A 17,294-nucleotide genomic window follows, 5' to 3' on the forward strand; every position below is an offset into this window, starting at 1 on the left:
TCGACCCCATGACGCACGCGACCCGTGACACCACGCCCCCTGCCGAGAACGCACTCACCAAGACCCGCTGGACGCCGGTCGCCGTCATGGCGCTCGCCATGCTGATGGTCACCCTGGAGCTGAGCCTCTCCTCCGTGACGCTGCCCGCGATCGGCGCCGACCTCGGCGTCGGGACCTCCGCGACCCAGTGGGTGCTCCTCGCCTACGCCCTGCCGACGGCCGCCCTCGCGATCCCCGCGGGTCGGTGGGCCGACCGCGTCGACCTCCGCGCGGTGTTCCTCTTCTCCGTCCCGGCCATCGGACTCACCAGCGTCCTCGCGGCCGCCGCACCCAACCTCCCCGTGCTGCTTGCCGCCCGCGTCCTGCAGGGCGTCGCGGGCGCGCTCGCCGTAGCGGTCTACCTGCCGGTGGTCGCCGCCGTCGTACGACCGGAGCAGCGGGGCCGCGCGATGGGCTACATCGCCACGATCATGCCGATCGGCTCGATGGGCGGCTCGTCCCTCGGCGGGATCGTCGCCGACGCGTACGGCTGGCGGCCCGTGCTCCTGATGAAGGTGCCGGTCCTGCTCCTGGTGATCTGGCTGGGGGCACGGCACATCCCGTCCACCGGCGGCGGGCTCTCCCGGCCCGACCGGTCCCTGGTGGGCGACGGCCTGGTCCTGGGCGGCTCGGTGACCGCGCTCCTGGTGGCCTTCGACCGGGTGGAGGCCGAACAGCCGGTCGTCGCGGCGCTGTTCGCGGTGGCCGCGGCGGCGCTCGCGCTGTGGTGGACGCGGCTGCGCTCGGCCCGCCCGGTGATCGGTCTGCTGCGGCGCAGGGCCATCGGCCTTCCGGTCCTCTCACTCCTGCTGACCGGCACGTTCGTGGGGCTCTCCTACTTCCTGCTGCCGTTCTACGTCGCCGACGTGCTGCACGGGAGCGCCGCCATGACGGGCCTCGCGATGGTCTTCTTCATCGGCGCCGTGGCCGTGAGCTCGCCGCTCAGCGGTCAGCTCGCCGACCGGCTGCCCGGCAGGTTCCTCGGGGCCGCGGGACTGCTCCTGGTCATCGGCGGTCTGCTGAGCATGCTGACCCTGGGGCCCGGCTCCGGGCTGCTCGACATCGGCTGGCGGCTGGCGGTGATCGGCGTCGGCCAGGCGCTGTTCGGCACCCCGGTGAACGCCTCGATCCTGGCCGCGGCACCTCCCGAGCTGGTGGGCACGAGCGGCGGGGTCGGCAACACGTTCCGCACCCTCGGCTTCACCGTCGGCCCGGCGGCAGCGGCCCTCGCGTACGGCCTGGGCGGCGGAGGGGCGGACGGCTTCCGGGTCGGGGTCGCCACCCTGACACTGCTGCAGGTGGCCGGCCTGGTGGCGTTGCTCGCCTCTGGCGGCGGCCGTCGCACGGCACAGGCCAAGTGACCTCCGGTCAGGCTCAGATGAGGGCGAACTGGCCGCCCGGTCCCTCTTCGTGGTGGTCGAGGACCGATGCCGGGCGGCGGGCCGCGGCGGGGACGGGGAGTACCCCCGCCCGGTGCAGCACGTCCGTGGAGATGCCGGGGCCGGCCGCCGTGAGCGAACGGGTCAATTCACCCTGGAGCGGCCGGAGTTCCGCCAGGAGCGCGAGTGCCGTGATCAGCTCCAGGAGCTCGGACGTCCAGGCCTGCGGCCACTCCTTCGGACGGATCGCCGCCAGGGAGCCCGCCTCACCCGTCTCCGTACGCCGTGCGCACCACAGCTCCAGGACACGTACTCCGCTCACCTCGAAGTCCCACGCCTCCCGCGGCACCGGCGAGATGCGGCCCGCGTCCACGCACAGGGCCTCCTCGTCGGCGTCGTACGCGACCTCCGTGGGGCGGGCCGGCAGCGGTGCCCGGACGTAGGGCCGGCGGCCACCGGGAAGCTTCGGCCGCGCGCCGTCGCCCCGGGCCTGGAGCGCGAGCATGCGGCGCCCCAGCTCCGTGCCCCGCGCCCAGAGCTCGGCGTCGGACGTCAGCGGCACCCGGCAGCCGGCCGGTGACGCCTGCGCGACGGCCAGCGTCCAGGCGAGGAGGTCACCGGCGTCGACGTCCGTGCCGAGTGCCGTGGAGAGGTGGGCGAGCAGGCCGGGCGCCGCATTGGGTTCGCCGCCGCCGGGGCGGCGGAACAGCGGGCGGATGCGCCCCGGCCGCCCGGCGGGGGAGCGCCCGTCCGGCAGCACGGCGGAGGCAAGGACCGCGGGGCCCGTGGAACCGGCGACGTGACCCTGCTCGACGAGGAACAGCTGCCCTTCGCCCGCGACCCGCCACAGCTCCGGGCGGGCGGCGTCGATGAGCCGGTGGTCCGGGATCAGCCACTGCTCGTCGAAGGGGCCGTGCAGGACCCGCACCGGCTCGGGGCAGGGCCCGGACTCGGCGGCCAGCGGAACCGTGCCGCCCGGGTGGCCAGGGAGCTGGGCGACCGCGGTGTGCAGGGTGCGCGAGCGCGAGGGCAAGAGGAGCTTCTCGCGTTCCGCCGTGTCCGCCCGCACGAACGCGGCCCAACGGGCTCTGAGAGAGGCGGCGTCCGGTCCCATCGGCCACCCGCGGCCCGGCCGGAGCGGTGCGACGGACCACGGCATGAGGTCCGCGAGCAGCGGCGCTTCGTCGTGCGTCACGCCCGGCATCGTACGTCGAGACCCTTACGTCGCGTCGAGGGTGACCGTGAAGGAGAAACGGTCCCCGCGGTAGTGGATGCGTGCCACGTCCAGGGCGCGGCCGTCCTCGTCGTACGTGATGCCCGTGTAGTGCAGGATCGGGCTGAGCAGCGGCACTTCGAGGAGGCGGGCCGTCTCCGGGTCGGCGAGCGTGGCCTCGACGGTGTCGGTGATACGGCTGATGCGGACGCCCACGACATCGCGCAGGACCTTGGTCATCGGCCAGCGTGAGAGGTCGTCGAGGTCGACGCGGTCCGCGAGTTCGGGACGTATGTAGTTATGGGCGTGATTGGTCGGTTCGCCCGTCTTCTCGTCGCTGCGCAGCCGGTGGTACGTCGCCACCTCGGTCAGGTCGGGGAAGTGCTCGGCGAGTTCGCCGGAGACCGGAGCCGTGCCGTGCGCGAGCAGTTGCGTGCTCATGCCCGACTGCTGGGCCACGATCGCGTCGACCGAGCCGAGCAGCCGGACCGGTGAACCGCGCTGGGCGCTGGGCTCGATGAACGTGCCGCGCCGCCGGTGCCGGGTGATCAGGCCCTCGTCCTCCAGCTCCTTGAGGGCCTGGCGCATGGTCAGGACGCTCACGCCGTAGTGCCCCGCCAGCTGCTCCTCGGTGGGCAGCCGGAGCGGGGCATCGGGAGTCCGGCCGAGTATCGAGGCGCGCAGGGACTGCGACACCTGATACCAGAGCGGCAGTTTGCGATTCAGGACGATCGAGTCCGGGGCGAAAGCGGTCACGGTCTCTCCGAATCAGTCAATCAGTCCGCAACGGCAGCGAAACGGGATCAGTTGCCGATCAGTTTCGAAAATGGCGCTCCAGACCCTCCCACACATCGTCGTACCCGCGCTGCAGATGGGCGGCCTGAGCTGCCTGTTCGGTCGCCGTCACCGGCCAGCGCGTCTCGAACATGAAGGCAAGCCCGTCGTCGATCTTCTGCGGCTTCAGCTCGGCGGCCGAGGCCTTCTCGAAGGTGTCGCGGTCGGGGCCGTGCGCCGACATCATGTTGTGCAGCGAGCCGCCGCCGGGCACGAAGCCCCCTGGACCGGCAGCCTTCGCGTCGTACGCGCCCTCGATCAGGCCCATGTACTCGCTCATCACGTTCCGGTGGAAGTACGGCGGCCGGAAGGTGTTCTCGCCGACCAGCCAGCGCGGCGCGAAGACCACGAAGTCCACGCCGGCCAGGCCCGGGGTGTCGGACGGCGAGGTGAGCACCGTGAAGATCGACGGGTCCGGGTGGTCGTAGCTGATGGTGCCGATGACGTTGAAGCGGCGCAGGTCGTACACGTACGGCACGTGGTTGCCGTGCCAGGCGACGACATCGAGCGGCGAGTGGTCGTAGGTCGCCTGCCACAGGTTGCCGCAGAACTTGTTCACGACCTCCACCGGGCGGTCCTGGTCCTCGTACGCGGCGACCGGGGCCCTGAAGTCCCGTGCGTTCGCGAGGCCGTTGGCGCCGATCGGGCCCAGGTCGGGGAGCTGGAAGACCGCGCCGTAGTTCTCGCAGACGTAGCCGCGCGCGGTTCCGTCGAGGAGCTCCACGCGAAAGCGCACCCCGCGCGGGATCAGCGCCACCTCGCCCGGCTCGGCGCGCAGCAGGCCGAACTCCGTGCGAAGGAGCAGGCCGCCCTGCTCGGGTACGACGAGGAGTTCACCGTCCGAGTCGCTGAACACCCGGTCCGTCATGGAGGAGTTGGCGTGATAGAGGTGGACGGCCATGCCGGTGCGCTGGGCGGCGTCGCCGTTGCCGCCCAGCGTCCACAGGCCCGCGAGGAAGTCCGTGCCGGGGGCGGGGTCGGGGAGCGGGTTCCAGCGCAGGCGGTTGGGGTCGGGCGTCTCGGTGAAGGGCGCCGTCCGCAGGGCGCCGTTGTCGACGCGGGTGAAGGCCGGGTGTGCGGCCGAGGGGCGGATGCGGTAGAGCCAGGAGCGGCGGTTGTGCGCGCGGGGCTCGGTGAAGGCGGTGCCGCTCAATTGCTCCGCGTACAGGCCGAGGGGGGCGCGCTGGGGCGAGTTCCGGCCGTGCGGCAGGGCGCCGGGCACTGCTTCGGAGCTGTGTTCGTTGCCGAAGCCGGAGAGGTACGTCAGTGCCTCGGCCGTCTTGCGCGGGTCGTTCCCGTCTCCACGGCTGGCGTCGCTGGTGTGTTCCCGGCTCATCATCGCTCCCTCGTCAACGATTCCTATGGGACACCGTAGGATTCACGTTTTCCTTCCGCAAGGGGGTCCATGGATGTGAACATTGCTCTACTCTCCCGGGGATGCCCCACCGTGATCAGCCAAAGCCGCCGCCGCCCCCGCAGACCCTGCGCCGCGTGCCCGTGCAGGAACGCAGCGCCGAGCGTCTGGCCCGCATCCTCGACGCCTGCGCCGAACTTCTGGACGAGGTCGGTTACGAAGACCTGAGCACCCGCGCCGTCGCCACCCGGGCGGGCGTACCGATCGGCTCGGTCTACCGCTTCTTCGGCAACAAGCGCGCCATGGCCGACGCCCTGGCCCACCGCAACCTCGACGCCTACGGAGAGCGCGTGGCGGCGCGCATGGCCGGGGTGGAGCGCGGCGACTGGCGCGGCGCCGTCGACGCGGCCTTCGACGAATACCTCGCCATGAAACGCACCGTCCCCGGCTTCGGCCTGGTCGACTTCGGCATCCCCTCGGCCCCCGGCGCGATGCCCGACGCCAACTCGGACGTCGCCGAGCGGGTGGCGGGCCTGCTCGCCGACCACATCGGCCGACCGCTGGACGAGAAGCTGCGCCGCACGGTGCTCGTCGGCGTCGAGGCGGTGGACGCCGTCCTGCAACTCGCCTTCCGCGCCCACCCGTCGGGCGATCCGGACCTGATCGACGAGACGCGGACCCTGCTGCACTCCTACTTCGCGGGTTCACTGGACTGAACCCGATCGCCGCAGGGTCCTGACGGCATGCATACCGGTCGGTATGGTGAGGGTGAACGTGCGCCGTAGCCGCCGCCCTGGAGGGTCTCCATGCCCAGCACAGCCCTGCGTATCTGCCCCCTCTGCGAAGCCACCTGCGGGCTCACGCTCACCATCGAAGACAGTCGGGTCACCGGAGCGCGCGGGGACCGGGACGACGTGTTCAGCCACGGCTTCATCTGCCCCAAAGGCGCCTCCTTCGGAGAGGCCGACTCGGACCCCGACCGCCTGAAGGGCCCCCTCGTACGCAAGGACGGCGTACTCCGCGAGGCAAGCTGGGACGAGGCGTTCGACGCCGTCGCCGCGGGCCTCCGCCCCCTGATCGAGCGGTACGGCCCGCAGGCGGTCGGCGTGGTGCTCGGCAACCCGAACGTGCACACCATGGCCGGCGGCCTCTACCCGCCCGTGCTGATCGGCTCGCTCGGCACCCGCAACATCTTCACCGCGAGCACCGTCGACCAGATGCCCAAGCACGTGTCCAGCGGGCTCCTCTTCGGCGACGCGTTCGCCATCCCCGTGCCCGACCTGGACCGCACCGACCATCTGCTTCTGCTCGGCGCCAACCCCCTGGACTCCAACGGGAGTTTGTGCACGGCCCCCGACTTCCCGGGCAAGCTGAAGGCGCTGCGCGCGCGAGGCGGCACGCTCACCGTCGTCGACCCCCGCCGCACCCGTACCGCCAAGCTCGCCGACCGGCACCTCGCGATCCGGCCCGGCACGGACGCGCTGCTGCTCGCGGCCATGGTCCAGGTCCTCTTCGAGGAGAAACTCACCGACCTCGGGGTGCTCGAGGACCAGGTGGAGGGCGTGGCGGAGGTACGGGAGGCCGTGGGCCACCTAACCCCCGACGCCGTATCCGCGGCCTGCGACGTGCCCGCCGACACCATCCGCACCCTCGCCCGCGACCTGGCCGCCGCACCCACCGCCGCCGTCTACGCCCGCGTCGGCGCGAGCACCGTCGCCTACGGCACGCTCACCAACTGGCTGGTCGACGTCCTGAACGTGCTGACCGGCAACCTCGACCGGCCCGGCGGCGCCCTGTTCCCGCTCTCGGCCACCGACCGCGCACCCCGCCCGGCGGGCCCCGGCAAGGGGTTCGCCCTCGGCCGCTGGCACAGCAGGGTGAGCGGGCACCCCGAGGCCAAGGGCGAACTGCCGATCGCCGCGCTCGCCGAGGAGATCGACACCCCCGGCGATGGCGCGATCCGCGCGGTCGTCGCCGTCGCGGCCAACCCCGTCCTTTCGGCACCCGACGGCGACCGGCTCGACAAGGCCCTGGCCGCACTGGACTTCATGGTCAGCGTCGACCCGTACCTGAACGAGACCTCCCGCCACGCCCACGTCGTGCTGCCGCCGCCCCCGCCCTCCCAGAGCCCGCACTTCGACTTCGCCTTCAACGGATTCGCCGTACGCAACCAGGTCCGCTACACCCGCGCGGCCCTTCCCCTGGCGGACGGCAGGATGGCGGAGACCGAGATCCTGGCCCGGCTCGTGCTGGCCGCCGGGGGGATGCACGGCGCCGATCCCGCGGCCGTCGACGCGATGGTCGTCGACAAGGCCATCGGCAAGGCCGTCACCGAGCCGCACTCCGCCGTGCACGGCCGCGACCCCGGACAACTGGCCGCCCTGCTCACCGGCGAGAGCGGCCCCGAGCGGCGGCTCGACCTGATGCTGCGCCTCGGCCCCTACGGCGACGGATTCGGCGCCCGCGAGGACGGGCTGACCCTGGAACGACTCCTCGCCCACCCGCACGGCATCGACCTCGGCCCCCTGGAGCCCCGCCTCCCGCAGGTCCTCAGGACGCGCAGCGGCCGGGTGGAGCTCCTCCCCGCACCGATCGCGGACGACCTGCCGCGCCTGACGAACGCGTTGCGCGCCGCCCCGGACGAGCTCGTCCTGGTGGGCCGGCGCCACCTGCGCTCCAACAACAGCTGGATGCACAACGTGCGCTCCCTCACAGGTGGCTCCAACCGCTGCACCCTGCACGTCCACCCCGACGACGCGGCCCGGATCGGCCTGGAGCACGGCGGCCAGGCGCGCGTGGAGGCCGCCGGCGGCTCGCTCACCGTCCCCGTGGAGGTCACGGACGCCGTGCGCCCCGGAGTGGTCAGCCTGCCGCACGGCTGGGGCCACGACCGTCCCGGCACCCGCCTGGCCGTCGCGGCCGAGAACCCCGGTGCCAATGTGAACCAGCTCCTGGACGGCACCCTCCTCGACCCGCTCTCCGGGACGTCCGTGCTCAACGGATTCCCGGTGACCCTTACCCCCCTGGTACCGGCAGCAAGTCGTTGACCTGGAGTTTTGCGCTTATTGCTCACGCGTCAACATCTTGTTAACGGATCGACGCGGGTCCTAACGTCAACCGGACCGCCAGACCTGGTGGGAGTTCGATGGTGAACGTTAGGTAGCCCCCATGCTGACAATCCTCGGATTCGTCATGATCGCCACCTTCCTGGTGCTGATCATGATGAAGAAGATGTCGCCGATCGCGGCACTGGTGCTGATCCCCGCGCTCTTCTGCGTGTTCGTAGGAAAGGGAGCCCATCTCGGGGACTACGTCCTCGAAGGCGTCGGGAATCTGGCGCCCACGGCGGCCATGCTCATGTTCGCCATCGTGTACTTCGGCGTCATGATCGATGTCGGCCTGTTCGACCCGATCGTCCGGGGCATCCTGCGCTTCTGCAAGGCGGACCCGGTGCGCATCGTGGTCGGCACCGCGCTGCTCGCCGCGATCGTCTCGCTCGACGGCGACGGTTCGACGACCTTCATGATCACGGTCTCGGCGATGTATCCCCTCTACAAACGCCTCAAGATGAGCCTCGTCGTCATGACGGGCGTCGCGGCCACCGCCAACGGCGTCATGAACACCCTGCCCTGGGGCGGCCCGACGGCCCGTGCCGCGACCGCCCTCAAGGTCGACGCCGCCGACATCTTCGTGCCGATGATCCCGGCGCTCGCCATGGGCCTCGTGTGCGTCTTCCTGCTCTCCTACGCACTGGGTCTGCGGGAGCGCAAGCGGCTCGGCATGCTCTCCCTGGACGAGGTCCTGGAGAAGGAGACGGCGAGCGAGACGGTTCTCGTGGGCGCCGGTGGCGGCACCACCGGCGGCGGCCGCATGTCACTCACCAAGGAGAGCGCCGGGGGAGCGGGCACCGGGGCCGGTACCGGCACGGACGCGTCCGGCGATGCCGACGAGGACGACGGCTTCCAGGGGCTCGACCCGAACCGCTCCACCCTGCGCCCCAAGCTCTACTGGTTCAACGCCGGTCTCACCGTGGTCCTGCTCACCGCCATGATCATGGAGTGGCTGCCGATCCCGGTCCTCTTCCTGCTCGGCGCCGCGCTCGCCCTCACGGTCAACTTCCCGCACATGCCCGACCAGAAGGCCCGTATCGGCGCGCATGCCGAGAACGTCCTCAACGTCACCGGCATGGTCTTCGCCGCCGCCGTCTTCACCGGCGTCCTCCAGGGCACCGGCATGGTCGACAGCATGGCCAAGTGGCTCGTCGACGCGATCCCGGAGGGCATGGGCCCGCAGATGGGCCTGGTCACCGGCCTGCTGTCCCTGCCGCTCACGTACTTCATGTCGAACGACGGCTTCTACTTCGGCGTCCTGCCGGTCCTCGCCGAGGCGGGCCAGGCGCACGGCGTCAGCACCCTCGAGATCGCCCGCGCCTCCATCGCCGGTCAGGCGCTGCACATGTCGAGCCCGCTGGTGCCCGCCGTGTACGTCCTCGTCGGCATGGCCAAGGTCGAGTTCGGCGACCACACCAAGTTCACCGTCAAATGGGCCGTGCTCACCTCGCTCGTGGTGCTCGGCTCCGGAATCCTCTTCGGCATCATCTGATGCCATCGACACCGGGCCGGGCCTGGTTGCTGCGCCTCGTCATCGCCTTCAGCTTCGCGCAGGGGGCGGTGTCGATGGCGCGTCCCGCCGTCTCCTACCGGGCGCTCTCGCTGGGCGCCGACGAGCGGGCCATCGGCGTCATCGCGGGTGTGTACGCCCTGCTCCCGCTCTTCGCCGCCGTGCCGCTCGGGCGCAGGACGGACCACGGGCGGTGCGCGCCCCTCCTTCCGGTCGGTGTCGTCCTGATCGCCGGAGGGTGCGCGCTCAGCGGTACGGCGGGGTCGCTCGGGCCGCTCGCCGCCTGGAGCGGTGTGATGGGCCTCGGCCACCTCTGCTTCGTGATCGGCGCCCAGTCGATCGTCGCGCGGCAGTCCGCCCCCGACGAACAGGACCGCAACTTCGGCCACTTCACGATCGGCGCCTCGCTCGGGCAGCTGATCGGGCCGGTCGCCGCGGGGTCCCTCATCGGCGGGGACATGGGGCGTACGAGTGCGTTCGCCCTGCTGGTCTCGGGTGCCGTCGCCGCCGTCTCGCTCACCTCGCTGTGGCGCATCGAGCACGCCCGTCCGGCCATGGCCTCGTCGAAGCGGGGCGACAAGGTCCCCGTTCTCGGCATCCTGCGTACCCGTGGCGTGCCCGCGGGGATCTTCATCAGCCTCGCGGTCCTCTCCGCGACGGACATCCTCACGGCCTATCTGCCGGTGGTCGGTGAGCACCGGGGCATCGCGCCCGCGACGGTCGGCGTGCTGCTCTCGCTGCGGGCCGCGGCGACGATCGCCTGCCGCCTCGTGATGACGCCGCTGATCAATCTGCTCGGGCGTACGGCGCTGATCGTGGTCACGTGTCTGCTGGCCGCCCTGCTGTGTGCGGGGGTCGCGCTGCCGGTGCCCGTGTGGGGGCTTGCGGTGATGCTGGTGCTCCTCGGGTTCTGTCTCGGGGTCGGGCAGCCGCTGTCGATGACCACCGTGGTGCAGGCGGCTCCCGAGGGGGCGCGGTCCACTGCGTTGGCTTTGCGGCTCACCGGTAACCGCCTTGGACAGGTGGCTGCTCCCGCCGGGGCGGGGCTGATTGCCGGCGTGGCGGGGGTGGCGGCGCCGTTCGTGATGCTGGGAGGGCTGCTTCTGGTGGCGGCCGGGTTGGGGCTGAGGCGGAACCCTGCGGGGCCTTCCCCCACCCCTCCCCTTCCCGAAACGAGGGGCTCCGCCCCCAGACCCCCGCTCCTCAAACGCCGGAGGGGCTGAAGGCTGGTCCGCCCCCCTACTTCACCCGCATCTCGCACCGCATACGCCGCTCATGGCCCACGGTCCGCTCCGGGCCCGTCAGGGTCAGTGGTACCCGGTGGTGGGTCGTCGCGCTGGATGGGCCGAAGCGGAGTTCCAGGGCGCCCGGGTCCACGATTCGGTGGCCCTCCGGGCCCGTGTACGACGCCAGGTCGGCGTGGAACGTTGCCTCGACCTCCGCGGACTCGCCCGGTGACAGCGGCACGCGGGCATAACCGATCAGGCGGGTCACCGGGCGTGCCACCCGGCCCACGGGATCGTGGAGGTAGAGCTGGACCACCTCCGTGCCGGGAACGGGACCCGTGTTGGTGACCGTGAGCCGCAGCGTCACCTCGCCGTCCGTGGGCAGCTCGGCGGGGACGGGGGACACCTCCCACGCGAACGTCGTGTATGAGAGGCCGTGCCCGAAGGGGTACAGGGGCGTCGGATCGAGGTTGCTCGCCTCGCCGCGGTGGCCCAGCGGGGGAGCCAGGTACGTCCACGGCTGGCCCGTCGGCTCGCGGGGCACGCTCACCGGCAGCCGCCCCGACGGATTCACCCGGCCCGAGAGGACGCCCGCGACCGCACCGCCGCCCTCCTCGCCGGGGAAGAACGCCTGCACCACCCCCGCGAGGCGGCCCGTCCAGCGCCCGAGCGCGTAGGGGCGGCCGGTGAGGAGCGCCAGGACCGTGGGTGTTCCCGAGGCGAGGGCGCCATCGATCAAGTCGCCCTGTGCGTCCGGAAGTTCCAGGTCCGCGGCATCGCACCCCTCCCCCGACGTACCTCTGCCGAAGAGCCCCGACCTGTCACCGGCCACGACCACGCAGACGTCCGCCTCGGCCGGATCCGCCACGAACACCGCCTCAGGGAACTCCGCACGCAGCGCCTGGAGCAGCGTCGGCACGGCGACGCCCATCGGCAACTCCGGGTGCTCCACGCCCACATGGCGCGGGAAGGTGTAGCAGCCGAGCATCGCCGCAGGGTCGTCGGCGAGCGGGCCCAGCACGGCGATCCGTGCGTCGTGTGCGAGAGGGAGCGCCTCGTTCTCGTTGGCGAGCAGGACCACCGATTCCTCGGCCAACTCGCGCGCCAGCAGCCGCATATGGGGCGGGTCCAGGTCCAGCCGCCCTGCGGGGGGAGTCGGCGTCCAGTCCGGGTCGAGCAGGCCCAGTTCGCACTTCTGGGTCAGTACGCGAAGGGCGGCGCGGTCCACCGCGTCCCGCGGGACTGTGGCTCCCGCGCCGAAGCACCTGACCGCCGGGAGTTCCACGTCCACGCCCGCCGCCAGGGCCAGCGCCGCCGCACCCGCCCTGGAGCCCGTGACCCCGTGGGCCGACTCCAGGAAGGACACGGCGAAGTAGTCGGAGACGACGGTTCCGGTGAACCCCCATTCCTCGCGCAGGATTTGGGTGAGCAGCGCCTTGTGGGCGTGGGCCGGGACGCCGTCCAGGTCGTTGTACGCGGGCATCACCGAGCGGGCGCCCCCGTCACGTATCGCCATCTCGAAGGGCGGCAGGACCACGTCCGCCAGTTCGCGCGGGCCGATGGAGACGGGGGCGTGATTGCGGGCCCCGCGCGACGCCCCGTAACCCGCGAAGTGCTTGAGCGTGGCGACGATCCCCGCCGACTGGAGGCCCTGGACGTAGGCCGTGCCGACGGTCGCCACCAGGTAGGGGTCCTCGCCGATGGCCTCCTCCGTGCGACCCCAGCGGGGGTCGCGCACGACGTCGAGGACCGGGGCGAGCCCCTGGTGGACGCCGACCGCGCGCATCGACTCGCCGATGCTCTCCGCCATCCTGGCCACCAGGTCCGGGTCGAAGGAGGCCCCCCAGGCGAGCGGTGTCGGGAAGACGGCCGCCTGCCAGGCGGTGAAGCCGGTCAGGCACTCCTCGTGCGCGACCGCGGGCAGGGCGAAGCGGTTCGCGGCGCGGACGCGCTCCTGGAGGGCGGCGAGCCGGGCGGCGCCCTCGGCGGGTTCCACCGGGGTCGTGCCGAAGGGGCGCGTCACCTGGCCGAGGCCGTGGGGGAGCAGCACCTCCAGGTCGACGCGTTCGGCCACCTCGTGCTGGAGCGGCGCCACGTCGGCGCTCTCCTCCTGCGCGTCGGAGCCGGGCCAGACGCTGTGCAGCTGGGCGAGCCTCTCCTGCGGCGTCATCCGGGCGAGCAGGTCCGCGGCCCGCTCGGACGCGGGCAGCGTGGTGTCCTGCCAGGGGTGGACCATGGAACTCCTCAAGTCAGCGGCCGCCCGCGCCCATCAGACCGTCGACCAGCTGACGGCGGGCGAAGAGATACACGGCGAAGATGGGCACGATGGAAAGGACCACGGCGGCGAGCAGCGCCGGCACGTCGACGCGGAACTCGCCGACGTAGTCGTAGAGACCGAGGGTGAGCACCCGGGACTCGGGAGACTGGGTGAGGATCAGCGGGAAGAGGAAGCCGTTCCAGGCCTGCAGGGCGGTGTAGACGGCCGCCGTGGAGATGCCTCCGCGGGACATCGGCACGACCAGGCGCAGCAGGATGCGGGCGGGCCCGGCGCCGTCGAGGGCCATCGACTCGTACAGCTCCTCGTCGATGTCCCGCATGGAACCGGCGAGGATCAGCACGCTGACGGGCAGCGCGAACGCGGCCGTCGGCAGGATCACCGCGAGCAGCGAGTCATAGAGCTGCAACTTCGTGATCAGCAGGAACACCGGGATGATCACGGCTTGGGCGGGTATCGCGAGGCCGAGCAGGAACATCTGGAAGAGGCGCTGGGCGCCCCGGCCCCGCGCGCGCACCACCGCGTATGCGACGCACACCCCGAGCACCAGGACGATCGCGACGCAGGCGACCGTGACCACGGCGGTGTTGAGGAGGTAGGTGAAGAAGCTGCTGTCCAGGACGCGGCGGTAGTTGTCGAGGGTCGGATCGGTGGGCACGGAGAGCGGGCCGCGGTCGAAGTAGGCGTCGCGCGACTGGAGGGTCGTGGCGAGCAGGACGTACAGCGGCAGCGCGATGATCACCAGCCAGACGAGCGAGGCGACGCCGGCCGGGAGGTTGGGGCGGGCGCGCCGCCGAGGTCCTGTCTTGCGCGGCGGCCGTACGGGGGTACGCGTACCCGGCCGCTCGATGGTGCTGGTCACAGACCCTCCCGCGTGGAGCGCATCGCCGTGAAGCCGGTGAGCCGCACGAGCAGCAGGGAGATGCCCGTGGCGACCACGACGAGCGCCGTGGCGATGGCGCTCGCGTAGCCCATGTCGCGGGAGACGAAGCCGGTCTCGTACATCCAGTAGGGGACGATCGTGGTGTCCGTGCCGGGGCCGCCCTCGGTGAGGATCAGCACGGTGTCGAAGAACGTCAGCGCGCCGACGACCATCAGGACGGACGAGGTGACGACGGTGTTGCGCAGCTGCGGCAGCGTGATGTGGAAGAACTGCCGCACCGTGCCCGCCCCGTCGATCGACGCCGCGTCGTAGAGGGAGCGCGGGATCTGCCGGGCGCCGCCCTGGTAGAGCAAGGTGTGGAACGGGATGAACTGCCAGGCCGCCACGAAGAGCACCGCGCCGAACGCGCCGCGCGAGGAGCCGAGCACGTCGCCGTCCGCGAAGCCGATCCAGGGCCCGATGTCGGCGATCAATCCGAAGTTGGGGTCCAGGAGCGTCTTCCAGAGCAGCGCGAGCGCCACCGACGAGGCAAGCAGCGGCAGGAAGAAGACGGCGCTGAGCACGGCGCGGTTCTTCTGCCGGCCGGCCGCCCAGACGCCCAGGAGCAGCGCGATCGGCGTCTGGACGAGCCAGGTCAGCGCGGTGAGCAGCAGGCTCAGGACGATCGCACCGCGCATCGTGGAGTCCTCCCACAGACGGCGCCAGTTGCCGGTGCCGCTGAAGGAGGGCAGGCCGCCGAGTCCGTCCCACTCGGTGAAGGAGAGGTAGCCGACGAGGAGGAGCGGGCCGAGCGCGAAGCAGAGGAAGAACAGGGCGCCGGGCGCGGCCCACAGCAGGCCGGGGCGGCCCACGCGGCTGCCGGCGGGGGCCGGGCTCACTTCACCCGCCGCATCGCGTCGGCGAAGCCCTTCGGGCTCAGGTCGCCGTTGAAGAGCTTCTGCAGGTTGTTGGTGAGCGGGGCGGTGAACTTGGCGGGGAGTGCCTGGTCCCAGGAGAGCGTGAAGGACGGGGCCTCGCTCACCATGTCGTACTGGTACGTGGCGTACTCGGGGCTCTTGTGCGCGCTGAGCTGCTTCTTCGCGTCCGAGGTCGCCGGTACGTCTCCGTTGGCGACGAGGTCCTTGGCGTAGGCGTCCTGGGAGGCGAACTTCAGGAACTCCACGGCGGCGTCGCGCCGTTCGCCCTTCTTCACCCGGGTGGCGTTGACGGACCAGTAGTTGGTGGGATTGCCGACGACGTCCTTCGGGTCGCCCTTGCCGTCCGGCACCGCGGGGAAGGACGTCCAGCCGAGGCCCTTCTCGGCGAACTCCTTCTGGTTGGCCTGCTGGTTGGCGTACTCCCAGCTGCCCATCAGGTGCATGGCGGCCTTGCCGCGCGCGAACAGGGTGGACGCGCCGTCCGCGGTGTAGTTGACGGACTTGTAGTTCTTGCCGAACGCCCCGCGGTCGACCAGGTCACGGATCATCTCGCCCGCCTTGATCATGGCGGGGTCGTTCCAGGCGGACGCGTCGCCGTCCATGATCTTCTGGAACACCTCGGGCCCGCCGATCCGGTCGAGGAGGTACTCGAGCCACATCAGCTCGGTCCACGGGTCGGCGCCCGCGAGCGCGAAGGGCGTGACGTCCTTCTCCTTGAAGGTGTCGATCAGGTCGAGCATGCCGGCCCAGGAAGAGGGAGGTTGGGCGCCCGCCTCGCGGAAGACCTTCTTGTTGTAGAAGAGGATCACCGGCTGCATGCCGCGCATCGGGACGCCGTAGTACGTCCCGTCGATGCGGCCCGCGTCGAGGATCGAGGGGATGAACGCCTTCTTCAGCGCGGGGTCCTTCTTCATGTACGGGCCGAGGTCGACCAGCATGTCCTTGGCCACGAAGTCACTGATGGAGCCGCCGCCCCAGTTGAAGAAGATGTCGGGGGCGTTGGCGGTGCCCATGGAGGTGCGCATCTTGTCCTGGTAGCCCTCGCCGGGGATCTCGACGAGCTTCACCTTCACGTCCGAGGTCTTGTTGAAGCGGTCGACGACCTTGCGCTGCACGGCGGCCGACGGGTCGCCGTAGACCCAGGCCTCCAGCGCGGCGCCACCACCGCCCGCGCTGTCCTGGGGGCCGCCGCTGCCGCAGGCGGAGAGGCCGGTGGCGGCGAGCGTCAGGGCCGCGGCGGCGGCCAGGGCCGTACGTATGCGCCGTCCCGGACGGCCCGGTCGGGACAGTCGGCGCAGGGGAGGGGTAGGCATCGCAGCGCACCTTCCGGAAGAGTTCCGAAAACTATCGGTCGATGCGCACGGAAGTTACGGGCGGCGCCCGGACGTGTCAACGCTCCTGACAGGAAAGGGAGTTCGCGGCACCGACCGATGCGTCGGCGGATGCGTGGGCGGGGCTCAGACGCGCGGCGCGGTGCTCGCCCGCACCACCAGCTCCGTGGCCAGCTCGACGCGGGGCGAGGCGGGCTCCTCGCCGAGCGCCAGCCGCAGTACCGTACGGGCCGCCAGTTTCCCCATGTCGGACAGCGGCTGGCGCACGGTCGTCAGGGGCGGAGCCGACCAGCTGACCTCCGGCAGATCGTCGAAGCCCACCACACTGAGGTCCTCGGGAACCCGCAGGCCGCGCCGCCGCAGGGCCTCGATCGCGCCGAGCGCCATCTGGTCGCTGGCGGCGAAGAGCGCGGTCGGCGGCTCGGCGAGGCCGAGGAGTTCGCCCGCCCCGGCGAACCCGGACGCGTGGTAGAAGTCGCCCGGCACGATCAGGGCGTCGTCGACCGGCACGCCCGCGCTCTCCAGCGCCGCACGGTAGCCGTCGAGCCTGGCCCGGGAGCACAGGAGCCTCGGCGGCCCCGCGATGAAGCCGATCCTGCGGTGTCCGAGGGAGAGCAGATGCTCCGTCGCGGCCATCCCGCCCGCCCAGTTGGTGGCGCCCACGGTCGGTGCGTCCAGGGCGGGCGACCCCGCCGGGTCGATCACGACGAGCGGTACGCCGAGCCGCCGCAGCTCGTCGTGGAGCATCGGTTCCAGGACGGAGGTCACCAGGATCACGCCGTCCGACGCGCGGGCCCGCAGGTTCTTCATCCACTGGCGGGCCGAGCCCGATGCCCCGTGGATCGCGGAGACGACCGTGCCCGCGCCTGCCGCGTGCGCCACTTCCTCCACCCCGCGGATGATCTCCACGGCCCAGGGGCTGTCGAGGTCGTTGAAGACCAGGTCGACGAGGGCGGCGCGGCTGCCGGGCGCGCTCGCCCGCCGTTCGTAGCCGTGCTCGCGCAACAGGTCCTCGATGCGCGCGCGGGTGTCCTCCGAGACGTCGGACCGGCCGTTGACCACCCGTGACACCGTCGGCACCGAGACACCGGCCTGCCGGGCTATCTCCGTGATGGTCACCTTGCTTTTGGACCGGCTCACTTCCCCACCTCCGTCGAAACCTTGCAGAAGTCTTCCGGAACACCGGAGTTGGGGGAAGCCTAGAGGAGAGGGGCCGCTGAACG

Annotated in this window: 13 protein-coding genes; 5 read left to right on the top strand and 8 right to left on the bottom strand. The window is 71.6% G+C overall.

Annotation, left to right across the window (positions count from 1 at the left end):
• Nucleotides 1–8: 8 nt before the first annotated feature.
• Complete coding sequence (locus tag ACWD02_RS22600) at nt 9–1,400, top strand: MFS transporter (protein WP_451213666.1); 1,392 nt, start codon at nt 9–11, stop codon at nt 1,398–1,400.
• 13 nt (nt 1,401–1,413) lie between these two features.
• On the opposite strand, the gene ACWD02_RS22605 is transcribed toward ACWD02_RS22600, so the two are convergent.
• Genes ACWD02_RS22605 through hmgA form a run of 3 tightly spaced genes read right to left on the bottom strand, consistent with a single transcriptional unit; the run spans nt 1,414 to nt 4,801 of the window.
• The gene (locus ACWD02_RS22605) at nt 1,414–2,622 is read right to left on the bottom strand and encodes a type ISP restriction/modification enzyme (protein WP_451213669.1); all 1,209 of its coding nucleotides are present in this window, start codon (nt 2,620–2,622) and stop codon (nt 1,414–1,416) included.
• Between the two features lie 15 nt (nt 2,623–2,637).
• Nucleotides 2,638–3,387, bottom strand: a complete 750-nt coding sequence (locus ACWD02_RS22610) for a GntR family transcriptional regulator (protein ID WP_451213672.1) — start codon at nt 3,385–3,387, stop codon at nt 2,638–2,640.
• Nucleotides 3,388–3,445: 58 nt separating this feature from the next.
• A complete protein-coding gene (hmgA, locus tag ACWD02_RS22615) occupies nt 3,446–4,801 on the bottom strand; it encodes a homogentisate 1,2-dioxygenase (RefSeq protein WP_451214568.1) in 1,356 nt (451 codons plus the stop codon).
• A gap of 101 nt (nt 4,802–4,902) precedes the next feature.
• On the opposite strand from hmgA, the gene ACWD02_RS22620 reads away from it, so the two are divergent.
• The 4 genes from ACWD02_RS22620 (at nt 4,903) to ACWD02_RS22635 (ending at nt 10,662) form a co-directional block, all read left to right on the top strand.
• Nucleotides 4,903–5,535 (top strand): TetR/AcrR family transcriptional regulator, encoded by a 633-nt coding sequence (locus ACWD02_RS22620; RefSeq protein ID WP_451213675.1) that lies wholly within the window; start codon nt 4,903–4,905, stop codon nt 5,533–5,535.
• 90 nt (nt 5,536–5,625) lie between these two features.
• Complete coding sequence (locus tag ACWD02_RS22625; protein ID WP_451213678.1) at nt 5,626–7,866, top strand: molybdopterin-dependent oxidoreductase; 2,241 nt, start codon at nt 5,626–5,628, stop codon at nt 7,864–7,866.
• Nucleotides 7,867–7,987: 121 nt separating this feature from the next.
• Nucleotides 7,988–9,421 (top strand): CitMHS family transporter, encoded by a 1,434-nt coding sequence (locus ACWD02_RS22630; RefSeq protein ID WP_451213681.1) that lies wholly within the window; start codon nt 7,988–7,990, stop codon nt 9,419–9,421.
• Nucleotides 9,421–10,662 carry an MFS transporter gene (locus ACWD02_RS22635; protein ID WP_451213684.1) on the top strand — a complete coding sequence of 414 codons (1,242 nt, stop codon included), beginning with the start codon at nt 9,421–9,423 and terminating at the stop codon, nt 10,660–10,662. Before ACWD02_RS22630 ends, ACWD02_RS22635 begins: the two co-directional genes overlap by 1 nt.
• Before the next feature lie 16 nt (nt 10,663–10,678).
• On the opposite strand, the gene ACWD02_RS22640 is transcribed toward ACWD02_RS22635, so the two are convergent.
• The 5 genes from ACWD02_RS22640 to ACWD02_RS22660 form a co-directional block, all read right to left on the bottom strand.
• The gene (locus tag ACWD02_RS22640; RefSeq protein ID WP_451213687.1) at nt 10,679–12,901 is read right to left on the bottom strand and encodes a beta-xylosidase/alpha-l-arabinosidase; all 2,223 of its coding nucleotides are present in this window, start codon (nt 12,899–12,901) and stop codon (nt 10,679–10,681) included.
• A gap of 13 nt (nt 12,902–12,914) precedes the next feature.
• Nucleotides 12,915–13,802 (bottom strand): carbohydrate ABC transporter permease, encoded by an 888-nt coding sequence (locus ACWD02_RS22645; protein WP_451213690.1) that lies wholly within the window; start codon nt 13,800–13,802, stop codon nt 12,915–12,917.
• Nucleotides 13,799–14,701: a carbohydrate ABC transporter permease gene (locus ACWD02_RS22650; protein ID WP_451213693.1), complete on the bottom strand. Its 903-nt coding sequence runs from the start codon at nt 14,699–14,701 to the stop codon at nt 13,799–13,801. The genes ACWD02_RS22645 and ACWD02_RS22650 overlap by 4 nt, the downstream gene beginning before the upstream one ends.
• A complete protein-coding gene (locus ACWD02_RS22655; protein WP_451213696.1) occupies nt 14,698–16,053 on the bottom strand; it encodes an ABC transporter substrate-binding protein in 1,356 nt (451 codons plus the stop codon). The genes ACWD02_RS22650 and ACWD02_RS22655 overlap by 4 nt, the downstream gene beginning before the upstream one ends.
• 144 nt (nt 16,054–16,197) lie before the next feature.
• Nucleotides 16,198–17,211, bottom strand: coding sequence for a LacI family DNA-binding transcriptional regulator (locus ACWD02_RS22660; RefSeq protein ID WP_451213699.1), 1,014 nt, complete (start codon nt 17,209–17,211; stop codon nt 16,198–16,200).
• Nucleotides 17,212–17,294 lie beyond the last annotated feature (83 nt).

This window comes from Streptomyces sp. NPDC002853 (genome assembly GCF_053591915.1).

Bases quoted from the DNA above. Each gene is read 5' to 3' on its own strand.
- hmgA (WP_451214568.1), bottom strand. From the start codon at position 4,801: ATGAGCCGGGAACACACCAGCGACGCCAGCCGTGGAGACGGGAACGAC.
- ACWD02_RS22640 (WP_451213687.1), bottom strand. From the start codon at position 12,901: ATGGTCCACCCCTGGCAGGACACCACGCTGCCCGCGTCCGAGCGGGCC.
- ACWD02_RS22600 (WP_451213666.1), top strand. From the start codon at position 9: ATGACGCACGCGACCCGTGACACCACGCCCCCTGCCGAGAACGCACTC.
- ACWD02_RS22630 (WP_451213681.1), top strand. From the start codon at position 7,988: ATGCTGACAATCCTCGGATTCGTCATGATCGCCACCTTCCTGGTGCTG.
- ACWD02_RS22625 (WP_451213678.1), top strand. From the start codon at position 5,626: ATGCCCAGCACAGCCCTGCGTATCTGCCCCCTCTGCGAAGCCACCTGC.
- ACWD02_RS22635 (WP_451213684.1), top strand. From the start codon at position 9,421: ATGCCATCGACACCGGGCCGGGCCTGGTTGCTGCGCCTCGTCATCGCC.
- ACWD02_RS22620 (WP_451213675.1), top strand. From the start codon at position 4,903: ATGCCCCACCGTGATCAGCCAAAGCCGCCGCCGCCCCCGCAGACCCTG.
- ACWD02_RS22605 (WP_451213669.1), bottom strand. From the start codon at position 2,622: ATGCCGGGCGTGACGCACGACGAAGCGCCGCTGCTCGCGGACCTCATG.
- ACWD02_RS22655 (WP_451213696.1), bottom strand. From the start codon at position 16,053: ATGCCTACCCCTCCCCTGCGCCGACTGTCCCGACCGGGCCGTCCGGGA.